At 51.5% G+C, this 14,870-nt stretch carries 14 protein-coding genes; 6 read left to right on the forward strand and 8 right to left on the reverse strand.

The features are described from left to right. Window positions 1-18: 18 nt before the first annotated feature. Window positions 19-951: an MBL fold metallo-hydrolase gene (locus AC3DKE_RS02655; RefSeq protein ID WP_340674533.1), complete on the forward strand. Its 933-nt coding sequence runs from the start codon at window positions 19-21 to the stop codon at window positions 949-951. Window positions 952-1,016: 65 nt separating this feature from the next. Continuing rightward, complete coding sequence (locus AC3DKE_RS02660; RefSeq protein WP_340674534.1) at window positions 1,017-2,201, forward strand: pyridoxal phosphate-dependent aminotransferase; 1,185 nt, start codon at window positions 1,017-1,019, stop codon at window positions 2,199-2,201. Window positions 2,202-2,207: 6 nt separating this feature from the next. On the opposite strand, the gene AC3DKE_RS02665 is transcribed toward AC3DKE_RS02660, so the two are convergent. Genes AC3DKE_RS02665 through AC3DKE_RS02675 form a run of 3 tightly spaced genes read right to left on the reverse strand, consistent with a single transcriptional unit; the run spans window position 2,208 to window position 4,787 of the window. Continuing rightward, complete coding sequence (locus AC3DKE_RS02665; protein ID WP_487990009.1) at window positions 2,208-2,681, reverse strand: response regulator; 474 nt, start codon at window positions 2,679-2,681, stop codon at window positions 2,208-2,210. Between the two features lie 19 nt (window positions 2,682-2,700). Then, the gene (locus AC3DKE_RS02670) at window positions 2,701-4,026 is read right to left on the reverse strand and encodes a sensor histidine kinase (protein WP_411729950.1); all 1,326 of its coding nucleotides are present in this window, start codon (window positions 4,024-4,026) and stop codon (window positions 2,701-2,703) included. After that, the gene (locus AC3DKE_RS02675; RefSeq protein ID WP_411729949.1) at window positions 4,023-4,787 is read right to left on the reverse strand and encodes a helix-turn-helix transcriptional regulator; all 765 of its coding nucleotides are present in this window, start codon (window positions 4,785-4,787) and stop codon (window positions 4,023-4,025) included. Before AC3DKE_RS02675 ends, AC3DKE_RS02670 begins: the two co-directional genes overlap by 4 nt. 102 nt (window positions 4,788-4,889) lie before the next feature. Between AC3DKE_RS02675 and AC3DKE_RS02680 the strand changes: the two genes are divergently transcribed. Then, window positions 4,890-5,456, forward strand: a complete 567-nt coding sequence (locus AC3DKE_RS02680; RefSeq protein WP_487990011.1) for an SgcJ/EcaC family oxidoreductase — start codon at window positions 4,890-4,892, stop codon at window positions 5,454-5,456. Between the two features lie 119 nt (window positions 5,457-5,575). On the opposite strand, the gene AC3DKE_RS02685 is transcribed toward AC3DKE_RS02680, so the two are convergent. Both AC3DKE_RS02685 and fabR read right to left on the reverse strand, forming a co-directional pair. Beyond that, the gene (locus AC3DKE_RS02685) at window positions 5,576-7,276 is read right to left on the reverse strand and encodes a cation:proton antiporter domain-containing protein (protein ID WP_340674535.1); all 1,701 of its coding nucleotides are present in this window, start codon (window positions 7,274-7,276) and stop codon (window positions 5,576-5,578) included. Window positions 7,277-7,290: 14 nt separating this feature from the next. Then, entirely contained in the window at window positions 7,291-7,932 is a 642-nt protein-coding gene (fabR, locus tag AC3DKE_RS02690) for an HTH-type transcriptional repressor FabR (protein ID WP_340674536.1), read from the reverse strand. Window positions 7,933-8,096: 164 nt separating this feature from the next. On the opposite strand from fabR, the gene AC3DKE_RS02695 reads away from it, so the two are divergent. The 3 genes from AC3DKE_RS02695 (at window position 8,097) to AC3DKE_RS02705 (ending at window position 11,359) form a co-directional block, all read left to right on the forward strand. Then, on the forward strand, window positions 8,097-9,131 hold the full coding sequence (locus AC3DKE_RS02695) for a flavin reductase family protein (RefSeq protein WP_487990013.1): 1,035 nt from the start codon (window positions 8,097-8,099) through the stop codon (window positions 9,129-9,131). A gap of 105 nt (window positions 9,132-9,236) precedes the next feature. Then, the gene (locus AC3DKE_RS02700; protein WP_411729945.1) at window positions 9,237-10,331 is read left to right on the forward strand and encodes a fatty acid desaturase family protein; all 1,095 of its coding nucleotides are present in this window, start codon (window positions 9,237-9,239) and stop codon (window positions 10,329-10,331) included. A gap of 44 nt (window positions 10,332-10,375) precedes the next feature. Beyond that, window positions 10,376-11,359, forward strand: a complete 984-nt coding sequence (locus AC3DKE_RS02705) for an AraC family transcriptional regulator (RefSeq protein ID WP_340674539.1) — start codon at window positions 10,376-10,378, stop codon at window positions 11,357-11,359. Between the two features lie 2 nt (window positions 11,360-11,361). On the opposite strand, the gene arsC is transcribed toward AC3DKE_RS02705, so the two are convergent. The 3 genes from arsC to AC3DKE_RS02720 all read right to left on the reverse strand — a co-directional run. After that, window positions 11,362-11,766: an arsenate reductase (glutaredoxin) gene (gene arsC / locus AC3DKE_RS02710; protein WP_340674540.1), complete on the reverse strand. Its 405-nt coding sequence runs from the start codon at window positions 11,764-11,766 to the stop codon at window positions 11,362-11,364. A gap of 15 nt (window positions 11,767-11,781) precedes the next feature. Next, a complete protein-coding gene (locus AC3DKE_RS02715; RefSeq protein WP_487990016.1) occupies window positions 11,782-13,728 on the reverse strand; it encodes a CocE/NonD family hydrolase in 1,947 nt (648 codons plus the stop codon). A 104-nt stretch (window positions 13,729-13,832) separates the two neighbouring features. Further along, window positions 13,833-14,870, reverse strand: a 1,038-nt coding sequence (locus tag AC3DKE_RS02720; RefSeq protein ID WP_487990018.1) for a sensor histidine kinase, incomplete at its 5' end; no start/stop codon positions are given.

A 14,870-nucleotide genomic window follows, 5' to 3' on the forward strand; every position in this document is an offset into this window, starting at 1 on the left:
ATAAAACAGGAGATGGTCATGGCAGCTTGGAAGAAACTCATCGGATTGGCACCACGCCAGCCTCTGCCCTATGTCATCTCTGAGCAGCCGCACGCGCTAGCCGAGGCTGAAGGCAGCCTTGTTAACGCCGCGGATGCACACAACTCGGATGCCCTCAGCATCCGCTACCTCGGCACCGCCGGCTTCGTCATCAGCCACCGCGATCGCACCATCGTGCTCGACCCGTACCTGACCCGCCCCGGCATCATTGCCTCGCTCACACAACGCTTAATACCCAACGCCGAGCTAATAAAAAAACATATCCCACACGCCGATGACGTGCTCATCGGCCACGCCCATCACGACCATATTCTCGATGGTCCTGATCTCTGCAAACAAACTGGCGCGCGCTTAATCGGCTCACAAGCCACGCGCCAAGTCGGCCTTGCCGCAGGCCTGCCCGAGTCACAACTACTCGCTACCGATGGCAATGAAGACATCGCCTCTGGGCCATGGACTGTGCGCGGCCTACCCTCACTGCACGGCAAGATAATGGGTCGTATCCCATTCCCCGGAGATCTCAGCGCTCCACCGCCGTGGCCGCCGCGCATGCATGAATTGCGTCATGGCTTAGTGCTGAATTGGCTGGTCGACACCGGCTCTTTAAAAGTAATGCACATCGACTCCGCCGACTTTATCAATGAGCAGTTACAAGGCCAGCGCTGCGACATTCTGTGTCTATGCGCTATTGGCCGCCAAGCACGACCAAATTATGTCCGCGATGCCATTAGCCTACTGCGCCCACGCTGGGTCATTCCCTGTCATTGGGACACCATGGTAACGCCGCTTGAAGCGGAGCCAGATTTACTCCCCGGCGTCGACCTACTCGGCTTTTTAGACGAGATACGCGAAGCCGGCGCCACGCCATTACTGACACCCATGCTCGGCACTCAGGTATTCACTACGACCTGAATCAGGTAAGATATGAGCCGTTTTTTGCCCTATTAGACCATGCCCAAAAGGCCAAGGAGTCGTCAGTGGATATCCAACTATCGAATCGTGTACTCAGCATCAAACCCTCGCCAACACTCGCGGTTACCAATAAAGCCGCTGAGCTAAAAGCAGCGGGTAAAGACATTATTGGCTTAGGTGCTGGCGAGCCAGATTTCGACACCCCAGATCACGTAAAAGCGGCGGCAGTCGAAGCTATTGCTCAAGGCAAAACCAAATACACAGCGGTTGACGGCACGCCAGGTTTGAAAAAAGCCATCATTGCTAAATTCAAACGCGATCAAGGCCTAGATTACGAGCTGAATCAAATTTTGGTGTCTAGTGGTGGTAAACAAAGTTTCTTCAATATGACTTTGGCGCTATTGAATGCTGGCGATGAAGTCATCATTCCTGCGCCATATTGGGTGAGCTACCCCGACATGGTGTTAGTCGCCGATGGCAAGCCTGTCATCGTTGAGTGCCCGCAGTCACAAGGCTATAAAATCACTGCCGCGCAACTCGAAGCAGCCATCACGCCGAAAACTCGCTTACTCGTACTAAACTCACCATCTAACCCAACTGGCATGGTCTATACCAAAGCTGAGTTGTTAGCCTTGGTCGAAGTACTACGCAAACACCCAAGCATTCTCGTAGCCACCGATGATATGTACGAACACATCATCTGGACGACTGAAAAATACGAAAACATCGTGACCGTCGCACCCGATATGTATGACCGAACCATCGTGCTTAATGGCGTGTCGAAAGCCTATGCCATGACTGGCTGGCGTATCGGTTACGCCGCTGGCCCCGCCAAACTGATTGGCGCCATGAAAAAAGTGCAGTCACAGTCAACATCAAACCCGGCATCAATTTCACAAGCCGCCGCCGAAGCTGCACTCAATGGCCCACAAGACGTTTTAGTGCCCATGGTTAAAGCCTTTAAAGAGCGCCACGACTATGTGGTAGAGACGTTGAACAAGATTGAAGGCATCTCCTGCTCAGCAGCCGATGGTGCGTTCTACGCCTTTGCTAATGTTGAAGGCGCAATCGCCAAGCTCGGCTTAGAAAACGACCTCGCCTTCTCTGAGCATCTGCTCAATACCGTTGGCGTTGCCGTGGTTCCAGGTTCGGCTTTTGGCCTCGATGGCCATATGCGTATTTCCTACGCCACAGCGCCCAGCGTGCTGGAAGATGCATTAGGTCGTATCAAAAAAGCTATCGAAGGCTAATCAAGCTTAAGCCTCCGGCTTAAGCTGCCAAGGCCGTTGTTCGGCCTTCGGCAGCTGGCCGGTGAGCTCACGCAAGCGCTTATACAGTGCGCGAGTTTCTAGCAAATTCCATACCCGCAAAATCACCTCAGTGATATCAAACGGCTTCGTTAAAAAGTCGTGCGCGCCCAAAGCTAAAGCGCGATGACGTGCATCGCGTGCGGCATCCGCAGTCAGCACCACTACCGGCAGATACTCACCAGCACGCTGGCGCGGCTGCAATCGCGACAATATGCTATAGCCATCTGTGCCAGGCATGCGTAAATCGAGCAGCAGCAAATCAGGCACCACGGTATCGATCAAGGCCATGGCACGATCGGGCTCAGTGCTACTAATTAAGTTTGTGAAGCCCTCAGCCGTCAACACATCTTCCAACAACTCCACGTTACGAATCTCATCGTCGATGATCAAAATACGGCTACTCAATAACGTCTCAGTCATGACCTATTACCCCTGGTAATTAGCTATGACGCGGCAGCGTTAAAATAAACGTACTGCCCACGCCGAAGCTGCTTTCAACGCTGATATCACCGCCCATGGCCTGCGCCAATTGACGACTAATGGTGAGACCCAATCCGGTGCCTTCAATACCTTTGTGCAAACGCTCGAAGGGCTGAAATAGCCGTACTAAATCCTCGCTGGCAATGCCTTCGCCGCTGTCGCTAATACCTATCGTCACTACCGATTCGGTGCCCAGCACTTGTAGCGTGAGCGCGCCATCGGCACGATTAAACTTCACCGCATTGCTCAGTAAATTAATGATGATCTGCCGTAAGCGCTGCTCATCGGCATAGACCGCGAGGGAGTCATCAACAGTGATCGTCCAGGCCGGCTCGGTGTTCGTCGTGGTCACTACCCACGCCATACAGTCGTGTAATAGCGCTGCGATAGGCACAGCGCGCAGACTCAGCTGCGGCGGCCTCAACTCATGACGCGATAAATCCAGCACATCATTGACCAGCTGTAAGAGGTGCTCGCCGCTGGCCAAAATATGGCCGACTTGGCGCTGAGCAAGCGGTGCTAATGGTTGGCGCGCGAGCAATTGCGCATAGCCCAAAATGCCGTTGAGCGGTGTACGTAACTCATGACTTACGCGCGAGAGCATGTCGGATTTGGCGCGATTGGTCTGCTCAGCGGCAGTTGCTGCGGCATCAGCGTGGCGCGCACGCAAGGCCAGCCACGCCGAAAAAGCCATGCCTACCAACACCATCAATAGGGCCGCCAACGACAATATCAAGGCCTGCTGCCGCCAGCGATCAGCAATGGCGCTGCGCTCAGCAATCACTACTTCTTCGCGCTGCTCCATGAGCACTACAGTTTGACGGAGGCGATCAAGCAAGTTCTTATTATCATTAAGTATAATTTGAAGCGTATCTTCAATATTAGCTGTCGCCGCCTGCGCTTTAATGACCGCTAAATTTCGTAACTTGTCATTGATCAGTGCCGTGACGAGATTAAGATGGCGCTGCTGCTCGACATCTTTAACTTTACCTGAGAGCTCCTCCAGCGCCGGTGGAATACGTACACGCGCGAGTTCATAGGGCGCCAGAAAGCTGTGTTTTTGCGTTAATAAATATCCGCGTATGCCACTCGCGCCTTCAGCCAATTGCGCGTGTAACGCATGGATTTGGCTGAGCACGCGCAGACCTAAACGCACCTCCATCTCTGCCTGCTTGCTAGTTTGCGCACTCCACACCATGAGTACGCTGGCGACAATCAGCAGCGCCAGCGGCAAAAAGGCCGCGACCCATATACTTAACCGCCGTGTTTGTAGCAAACGCCTCATAGACCGCTACTCCCAAGCTTGAGCTCAACCGCGCGCGCGGCTGCATGGGCACGATCATCGAGCTGTAATTTAGACAAAATATGCTCAATATGCGTCTTCACTGTGCCCAGCGAAATACCTAAGGCCGCTGCAATACGCGCGTTGGCCATGCCTTGCGGTAGCAAGGCCATCACCTCTTTTTCGCGCGGCGTGAGTAGGTTGAGCTCATGACGCTGACGCTCATTGAGCCGAGCACGCCCCGAACTCGCCGGTTCCGCCCACGCGCAAGCCAGCAGCACCGATAGCGTACTCAATGGTGCCTGCCAACTTGGCACAGACATAGCCTCATTGCCGGTAATCACTAATAGACCCATGACTTGCGATCGACTCACTAAGGGAATAATCCACTCATAATCGGCCTCGGACTGCCGCGCTAACCAAGTCGCCTCAATGCCTTGTCGAGACAAAGGTTGCACCGGATAACGCAGCAATGAAGATATCCAGCCTTGGCACGGCAAACGCGTGCCATCGGGGTAGCGCAGCTGCACACCGGCGACCAACTGCAAACGCGCGCTGGCATAACGCAGCAAAGCCACACTACTGGCATTGAGCTGGTTATAGATCTGCTCACAAATCGCACTGGCAATATCCTCCAATGGATTTGCTCGAAGCAGCTGACTAACCTGCTCAACTAAAACTTGGCTCGAAGCTTCTTGCGTCTTCTGGCGCAGCTGCTCTCGCCACAATAAGACGCTATTACTGCGACCTTCAACATCAGTCATTTGACCTATCCCTATATCAGCCAAAAAGCCGATTAATTAATAGTCTTAAATAACTACATTTGCTTCGTGAAAACAATACATAAAAACCAACTGGGATGACTTATGAATAGACTCATTGCAACAAGCCTAATTGCCAGCGCCATGATCATGGCCTCACCACTGGCTATCGCGAAGAATGCTATTGCCTACAATGTCGTGGTTAGCGCGCCCGATGATGCCAAGGAGCGCGAAATTGCAGCCCTTTTTGATCGCTGGAATAAAGCTCTAGCCACCGGCAACCCCGATAATGTCGCCAGTCTGTATGCCAAAAATGGCGTGCTGCTGCCGACAGTATCGAATCAGGCTCGCACCGATTACGCCAGCATTCGTGATTATTTCGTCAAGTTTCTGAGCTATAAGCCCGAAGGTTTTATCAATAAGCGTGAAATTCGTCTGCTCGACGACGATAGCGCAATGGATACCGGCATTTACACCTTCGCGCTGCACGAGAAAGGCCAACGCAAGCTAGTACAGGCGCGCTACACCTATGTCTACACCAAGGTCGATGACAATTGGCTAATCCTCAACCACCACTCCTCGGCCATGCCAGAGGCTATCAAACCATCGCAGCTGACTAAGGCCACTAAAGTGGCGTTTATTGATGAGGAGGAGTACGCGCCGGTGCTGTAATTTGCCGCGAGCTAGCGTAGCCGTATTGAACCCGTACAACGTGAGCGTAAAAATAGCTGAGATCTAATGATCTCGGCTATTTTTGGCTAGCGTTTTAGTAGTAACCGTACAGCTTAAACTTACTTCGTCGCATCCTCTTCCAACACTGGTTGGTAATCCCAGTCGCGAATGCCCTGCATGATGGCGTCCACTTCAGTGCTAGGCATATTCAACATAGTCATCGCCGTAGCTGCCAAGCGTAGGCTGGCCTCAATTGCTTCTGGATAGGCATGCGTTGCGCCAGCTGCTATCAGCTGTGATGACATCTGCAAATCTTCGGCACGTGCAATGATCGGCACATACGGGCAACGCTTGTGCAGCAAGCTGGTTGCACGCAGACCCATATCAGACTCGTATGTAGTCAGAATGGCGAGAGAGATCTTTTCTAACTGGATCGATGCCAGTAGCTCAGGATCAGAAATATCACCCAAGAATACATGGTGACCATCAATACGCCCCTGCTCAACCCGCTTGGGATCACTATCAAAGGCAATATAGGGAATGCCATTTGTTTGTAGTAGTACTGCCAAGGTATGGCCAACGCGGCCATAGCCGCCAATCAAGACCGATTGTGCAGGCACTTCAATCGCCGCAGGATTAGCCTTGGTGGCTTTTCGGCGAGAGGTCAACAGTCGTGCAATCGGGCCATTGAAGCGAATCAACATGGCGCCAACAACCATGGAAAACAACACCGAAGTCAGAATAACTTGGCCCAAGCGTATATCTAAAACTTGAGCATCTAGCGCCAACGCCAACAGCGCCAAGCCAAACTCACCGCCAACTGAAACAATCAAGGCCGTGCGTAAAGAAGATTCCCAATCAAAGCCACTGCGACGTACCACCGTGAGCACAATGATGATTTTGCTCAGCAGTAAAACCACCATGCCAAGCAACGCCTGAGGCCATATGTCTGGCAGCGAGGCCGGGTTTAACAACATGCCCACGCCAATGAAAAATAGCCCTAATAACACATCACGAAAAGGCCTAATGCTGGACTCAACTTGATGCCTAAACTCGGTTTCACCCAGCATCATACCGGCCAAAAACGCGCCAAACGCCAGTGATAACCCGAGTTGATTTGTTGACCAAGCAGCCAGAAGAACCACAAGCAGCACCGCCAGAGTCAATGCCTCCAGTGACTGCTGCTTGGTGACAATATGAAAGAGTGGGCGAAACAGCCATTTGCCAACAAAAAATACCAAGGCAAACGCTAAAGCAGCTTTGGCCATGGCCAGACCTAAAATACCCGCCAGCGCGTCAGCAGAAACCGCCATTCCGAGTACTGGAATGACAACCAAAAATGGCACAGCAGTGACATCTTGAAACACTGATACTGCTAGGCCGAGACGACCATGTGGCGTATTTTGCTCGGCCTGCTCAGTGAGCTGACTACCGATGATCGTGCTCGACGATTGTGCAAACACAGCGCCTATAACGAAGGCAGCAGCCGTGGGCATACCCGCCAGCATGGCTAAACCCATGACGACTGCGGTGCCTAGCGCTACCTGCGCAGTACCTAAGCCTAAGACTTGGCCACGCAAAGCATGCAATTGCGGCAAGGAATAGTTCAAACCAATGGTGAACAACAAGAACACCACGCCAAACTCAGCAAGCCCTTTAATTTCAGGCACGTCCAAAGCTGGGCCAATGGTGTGCGGACTAAGAATAATGCCCACCAGCAAGTAACCCAGACTCGTAGGTATATGTAGGCGTTGAAATATAACAATGACACTGACCGAGACCGACAGCAGCACTAAGATTTGGGCGAAGTTTTCAGCCATCAATACGTATTTCCTTAAACTGTGGGTTCGGTTGGAGCTGCCAATGCACGCGCGCCAGCCAAAATCATATACACCATGGTCGCGGTTTGCTCGAGTAACTCCTGCTGTTGCTCGGGCGACTTAGCAACAGCCTGCGCACCCATACTAAACACCAAACGCGTTATCGCCTTCGCCACAATAGTCGGCTCATGCAGTTTATTGGCGTTTTGTGCTTCTAGGCGAATCAAATCACTGGTTAATTCGTGCTCAAAAAACTGCAACTGCCGGTCGACTTCGGCCTGATACGCCAACGAGCCAACACGACCTTCGCAGAGTAATAGCTCTAAATAACGCTCTTTGGCATTAAGTTGCTCATAAAACACGTTCAAAGATGTTTGCACCACACTGCTACCAGCACTGATGCGCTGCCGAGCTTCGCTAAAGACATGACGCAAGCTACTACCTGCCAATGCTATTAAGGCGATACCGAGCTCATCGACATCGCGAAAATGCCGATAAAAACTATTCGGTGCGATGCCGGCCGTGCGTGCCACTTCGCGCAAGCTCAAGGTCGCCATGCTGCGTGTCGGGCCAATCAAGGACATTGCCGCCTGAATTAAGTCATCTTGGCTAATGCTGCCTTTACGCACGGCAGGTGCTAATTCCTCAGCATTCATTTGCTTCATCCTGTGATGTCACTGAGCTGACATATTTTTTTCGTTTAATTCAAGCGCTTAGTGTAACGGCTAAGCGCTCAATCACAAATGTCTATACATATGGATAGACAATCGTCTATACAACTGTATAATTTGCGTATTCCATGACTATCGAGGGCTCACACATGGCCACTCAACAAATCATCCGCGCACTTACTAACGCCGTAATTCCCAGCGATGTCGCCGCATTTTGGCAAGACCATTTAGCGCCAATGAAAAGTGCCGAGCCACGTGGCCGCTTGATCGCCATTACACCGGCATCAGCACGAGCAATCACGCTAACTATTGAGCCGAATCGCGCCTTTAATGGCTTTCGTGCCGGCCAACACATCACCATTTCTGCAAGCGTAAATGGTGCTTGGGTCGCACGCAGCTATAGCCCGCGCTTGGTGTCAGGCGCAACAAGCGGAGCCTTTCAGATTACCGTGCAGCGCGTAGCACATGGCCGCTTTAGTCAGTGGGCACATGATGCCGCGAGCATTGGCGATTGGCTAAAATTAAGCGACGCCTATGGCGATCTAGCACTGCCTGAAAATAACGCAGCCGTGATGATGCTCGCCGCTGGCAGTGGCATCACACCATTTTTAAGCCTGCTGCAAAGCACGCCGTTACATCGCAATACTAGCCTGCAATATTGGGTAAAAACGCCAGAGGATGCCTGCCATTTAGATGAGCTATTGGCACTGCAAGCTCGCGAGCCAAACTTTCATTTCACCTTACATAGCACGCAAATCGGCGAGCGCTTAAACGCCTCACATTTGGCTGATTGTGATGCCAATACTGAAATCATGGCTTGCGGCCCAGCTGGCTTTATTGCCACAGCCACTTCCCTCGCCAGCGCGCAATCATTACGTCTGCAAAGCGAAGCATTCTCCCTGCCAATGATCGTCAGCGATGCCACGCAGATGGTCAGCATCACACTGGCTCGTAGCGGTAAAGTCGTGCAAGTCGCCTCTGGCGCAGCCTTATTGCCGGCCTTAGAAGCACTGGGCATAGCACTGGCCTCAGGCTGCCGTCGCGGTATTTGCAACACCTGCGCTTGCAGCAAGCGCCAAGGCATTAGCGAAAACATCATTACGCAAATGCGCGATGACGGTGACAACCCGGGCTTACGTCTGTGCATCAGCAGCGCGCGCTCCGACCTCACCCTTGATCTGTAATTACGCGATCTGTAACTGCTCATTTTGTAATAAACACCACCGTCACGTGTCTAAAAATCATACGTGCCGACTGCATTCACCACTCGCTCCGACGAGGAACATCAAATGAAAACACTGACTCAGGCTCAACTGACTGAACTTGAAACCACCTTCGATGCCATGCATAAAAAAGCCTTGGCAGATGTCGGCGAAAACGATGCCCGATATATCCGTCGCGTACTCGCCACCGTGCGCTACACCGGCTTTCTTGGTCGCGCCTGCTTATTCTTAAGCTTCTTCCCAGTATTTTGGGTAATCGGCACACTGCTTTTGGCGGTGTCGAAAATCATGGAAAACATGGAAGTCGCGCACAACGTCATGCACGGACAGTACGACTGGATGAATGACCCCAAGCTCAAAGGCCAGACCTACGAATGGGACATTGCCGGCACCAGTGATAACTGGCGCCAATCGCATAACGTCATGCACCACACCTACACCAATATCAAAGGTGTCGATGACGACGTGGGCTATGGCATTTTGCGCCTGTTTCCAGAGCAACGCTGGAAGCCGCACTATTTATTGCAACCAATCTACACAGTGATTTTCGCGCTGCTGTTTCAATGGGGCATTGCCATTCAAGAGCTGCGCTTAGGCCGCCTCTTTGCCGGCAAAACCCCGAAAGCTGAGTTTCAAAAGCAGTGGCAACCAGCAAAGCGTAAAATGCTGAAACAGCTGTTGAAAGACTATGTGGTGTTTCCACTGCTCGCTGGCCCGATGTTCTTGTCGGTATTCGCCGGTAATTTTGTCGCCAATGGCATTCGTAATGTCTGGACCTTTATCGTGATTTTCTGCGGCCACTTCACCAAAGATGCCGAGATTTTCCCGAAAAGCGTGCTGAAAAATGAGACTCGCGGCCACTGGTATTACCGCCAAATCTTGGGCTCATCGAACCTACGCGGTGGCAAGTTTTTCAATCTAATGACCGGCAATTTAAGCCATCAAATTGAGCATCATTTATTCCCCGACGTGCCAGCGCACCGATACGCCGAGATGGCCGTAGAAGTGAAAGCAACCTGCAAGCGCGTGGGCATTCCTTACAACGAAGGCAGCTTTACCAGCCAGTTTAGCCAAGTGCTATGGCGCATTATGCGGCATGCTCTGCCCTCTTCAGTGCAAAAATCATCGATACAGCTAGAGCGCACAAGCCAAGCTTTATAGCGTTATGATATGAGCATCAATAACGCTCAGATATAGGTGCCGCAATGGCCCCAACAGAACATAACTACGGCTACTTCTATAGTATTTTTGCCATAGAAAATTATGCCAATAGTCGCGGAGTAAGCATTGAAACGTGGGCGGGCCTCGAGCTTGCCCAACTGTTTAAGCGCGCTAGCAAATCACGACTCATTAGCTACGCCATGGCCATTAACTTTGTCCAAGCAGCCGTTGATTACTTTGACGATGACCTGCTTGGGGTCGCTGTTGGCCAGCGCTATCAGCACTCAACCTACGGCCTCTTAGGCCTGGCCATGATGTCGGTTGCGAATATTGGCGAAAGCTTGGAGTTAGGCGCACGCTATAGCGCCATTGCTGGCTCTTTAATTGAGTTTAACTCTACCCAAGACGAGCATGGTGTATTGGTCACAGTCGCCAACAAAGATGGCTTTAATCAACGAGTTTATGAGTTCTTAGTACTAGAAATCATTACGGGTCTAAGGACATTTTGGCGCCTATGTTGCAATGACGAGCTCGCTATTAACATTAACTTTGACTTCAGTCTTAGCGCGACCTCACAACTATTCTGCCAGCATGTACTAAGCCAATCTGTGCGTTGGGATGAGGCAGCGACTACAGTCCGAATTGATAATGCCCTACTAGCAACTCAATTTATAACAACCAATCCATTTGCTCTGGAAGAAGCATTAGCTGCCTGTGATCAGCTAATGCAAAATTTAAATCGCTCAACAAATCTGCTTGAGGCTGTCCGTCAGAGCATTATCTCTCACATCACTAGCCGCCCATCGGCAAAAGTGGTTGCCAACGATTTAAATATCAGCGAGCGCAGCTTGCATCGCAAACTGAAGGAAGAAGGCATGAGCTATAAGGCCTTGTTTTCCGACTTGCTCATTGAGAAGGTTCGCTTGTGGGAAGCCGAGGGACTTAAGCAGTCAGTTATTGCCAAGCGTCTCGGCTTTACCGATGCAAGCAACTTCATTCGCGCTAAAAATCGTTGGAACAGCGACTAAGTTCAGTCGCTAAACCGTATGACCTCACCATCTTCCTTAGTGTATTCACGCACCGGATTGGCTAGTAAGTCCAACACCAACTCCGATGGCCGGCATAACCGCGTACCGCGCTCAGTGACCACAACCGGCCGATTCATCAAGATAGGATGCTCGCTCATCGCGTCGATCAAAGCATCGTTGCTGAGCGTAAGATCGGCCAAGCCTAACTCGTCATAAAGATCGCCTTTGGCGCGCATTAATTCACGCGCAGGCACAGCCAATGCCGCTAGCAATGCAACTAACTGCTCACGCGACAAAGGCATCTTCATATACTCAATAACCTCCGGCTCCTCGCCCGAGGCCCGCATGATGGCCAAGGTGTTGCGCGAAGTGCCGCAGTTTGGGTTGTGATAAATCTTTGAACTCATAACTCTCTCTACTAGTTACTGTGCCAGCGCGCTATTAGGCACCACTGGTAACACCACACTTGATGGATGCTCGGGGCCGACTAAGAACGTTGCTAAGCCCAATGGCCCCTTGATCAGCGACGACAATACAGGCTGCAAGCCTTGCGCCAAATTACTCGTGCTCAATGACACTTTCAGCGAATGGCCTTTAGCAATTTTTGCGCTAGTTGGGAAAATTTCCACTTGCATGAGCATGGGCTCATTTGGCTTAACTGGTAGAACAGACTCAGTAGTGAATGGATGCCATGGCTGAATCATCACGCCGTCGATGATGCGGCTACGGCTTTCATCCACTGCGCGAAACGAGGCACTTAATAGGCCATTGCTCAGTGGTCGGGACTTGCCTGTTGCCGGATCAAAGTCTGAGATGCGCACCGACACGCTAGTTTCTTGCGCCGTTGTCGTCATCCACACATTGGCCTGAATGGGGCCATTGATAAACAGATCATCTTCCAAGGCTGGCGTAGTAAATACGACCGATGATTTTTGGTTAATGCTGTCATCATCGAAGCATGGCAAAGGCAGCAAGCCGGCTATACCAGCTGTCCATTGCGAAAGACTTTGTGAACACAGGCCAAAGATCGGCGCTTGCAAGGCAATCGACTGCGATGCTTTTTCGCTAGGCTGATCTTTCAGCAATGATTTGTCGGCCTGGAAAAAGTATTGCTGCGGCCTCATTTGCGCGTGTGGCCAATCACTGCTGGTGACGTAGCGCTCCTCGCCCAACACATATTGCGTGACATTCGGCATGCGGTCGGCGCCGACTGGTAAGCCTTTCACATATTGATCAAACCAGCGCAGCTGAATTTTATTCAGCTCGGGCACACCATCTTGAGGCAAGCCATTCGAAGGCACACCAGCCGCTTCAATATGCGTCCAAGGGCCAAGAAGCAATTTGGTAGGCACCGAACCTTTTAGGCGCTCAAACCAGAGCGGCTCGCTGCGTTGAAAAAGGTCAAATAAACCACCAACCACGAATGTCGGCACTTTGATTTTGTCAGCATTTTCCAAAGGTGAACGCTTTGCCCAAAAATCACCATCAGCCGCTGTGCCTTGATCACCCAATAAAGCTTTCAAAATTGTCGGTACTTGGAAGTTTGTTACTGCGCCTGTGATGTGGCTAAGCAGTGCCGTAATGCCGGTTGCAGGATCAGCAGCAATACCTTCCAAAGGTAAGGCGCCAAGGCCTGTAACTAACGTTATCCAGAGCGGGATAAAGGTTGGATTAACCTGCCCACCAGTGAATACGATATCGCGGTAAGCATCACCAAGAGGCACGATGGGGAAAGCCGCTTTAATGGCAGGATGTTGCTGCTGAGCAGTGAGCATAGTGGTAATGCCCAAGTACGAGACACCAAACAGGCCAATTCGGCCATCTGACCACGACTGTGTAGCTGCCCACTCCACTACTTGTGAATAGTCTTTTTGCTCGCGCTCGCCAAAGGCTTCCCATTCGCCCTGAGAGTTGCCGGTGCCGCGCACATCGACTACCACCGTGGCGTAACCGTGAGAAGTCATTAATGGGTCCGCACCACCAATAGCCGGAGTAAAGCTGCCCAGCGAAGTGTTGTAGGAGGTTTGAACTAAAATTATCGGAAACGGGCCTTCATTGACGTTCGCAGCATTGCTCGGCAGAGTCACTTTTACTGCGAGCTTAACGCCGTCATCCATGGTGATGAATTGCAGAGGAATCTCTTTCGACGAACTGAAAGTCGGCGCTGGATCATAGTCAGACCACGCGCTATCAGCTGCCGGTGCGGCGCTGCCGTAAGTCTCACTTTCGGCGCTGCGAGTGCCCAACTTCATTACTGGAACCTGACGCTCTGCAACAGGCGATGTGCTATCACTTGATGAGCTTGAGCCGCCACAAGCACTGAGCATTAAGCTCGTGATAGATATGGCTAAAATGGAGCGAATGACCATGTCAATGTCCTGATATTTTTATAATAGGCGCACATTTAACAACATACGCTGTCAGACTAACAAGCATTACAAAGTAAGCGACGGATTCTTGGCGAAGCGTAAGTCTAGGGCTTAGCAAGACCCGCTAGCTGCACCGTAATAAGCACATGCCAACGCCCCTCCTCTTGCCATTGCTGGCACTCGCCCGCCAGCTCAGCCGCGCGCTGGCGTAGACTCTCAGAGCCATGACCAGCCGTGGTCTCTCGTGCGCTATCAACACCATCGTTTATGACTTCAATACGCAATGCATCATCGGTGCTGAGCCTTATAGTAATGGCGCTGGGTTGAGCATGCTTTATGGCATTGGTCAGGCTTTCACGCAGCATGCGGCTTAAATGGCCATACTCATTGGGAGTGAGTAAGGCATCCTTTTCCACGCAATGCCAATGCAAGGTAATGCCACGTTCGGCGCAACGCAAAATCGCTTCGTCATGCCATTGATGGCAAGCGTCTTTTAAGCCAATACCGGCGGCCATTTGCTTCGATAAAATCGTGCGTAAATCGGAAATGGCTTCCTTCACGATAGGGCGTGATTGATCGTCGCTACGATGCAATAAAGTCAGCAACTTTGCGCCCAAGTCATCGTGCAGATCTTGGCGAATACGCTGACGCTCTTGCTGTGCGCCAGCGGCTTTTGCCACGACTGACTCGCGCAATATTTCATTTAAGTCGATGACTAGTTTGGCTATTTTCAGGTCTTTACGACTAAACAGACGCCGACCTTGCTCAGCATTGTGCAGACGTAAAACATACTGACTATCGGGCAATGGCACGACCAAGGACTCACCATTATCTTTAATGGCCGCATCAGTCGCAGCGGACTTTTCTAGGCCACTAGCCAATGGCGAAAAGACTGAATCTAGCGCTAGCTGAATAGCTTGATCGCCATCGCCGATACGATGCGCGGTCAACATAACCGGCAGCGACTGCGCCATCCACTCCTCAAGACCTGAGCTGCGCCTGTCGAAGAAATAACGCCATATAAGCTGGCGTACTGGAAAGTACAACCAACCTACCAAGGCCAGCGCAGTGGTTAATGCAGCCGGGTCAGAGAAGGACAATACCGAGGCTAAGATCATGTCCATAACCAAGACCGCCAAACC

Source organism: Paraperlucidibaca sp., assembly GCF_982810325.1.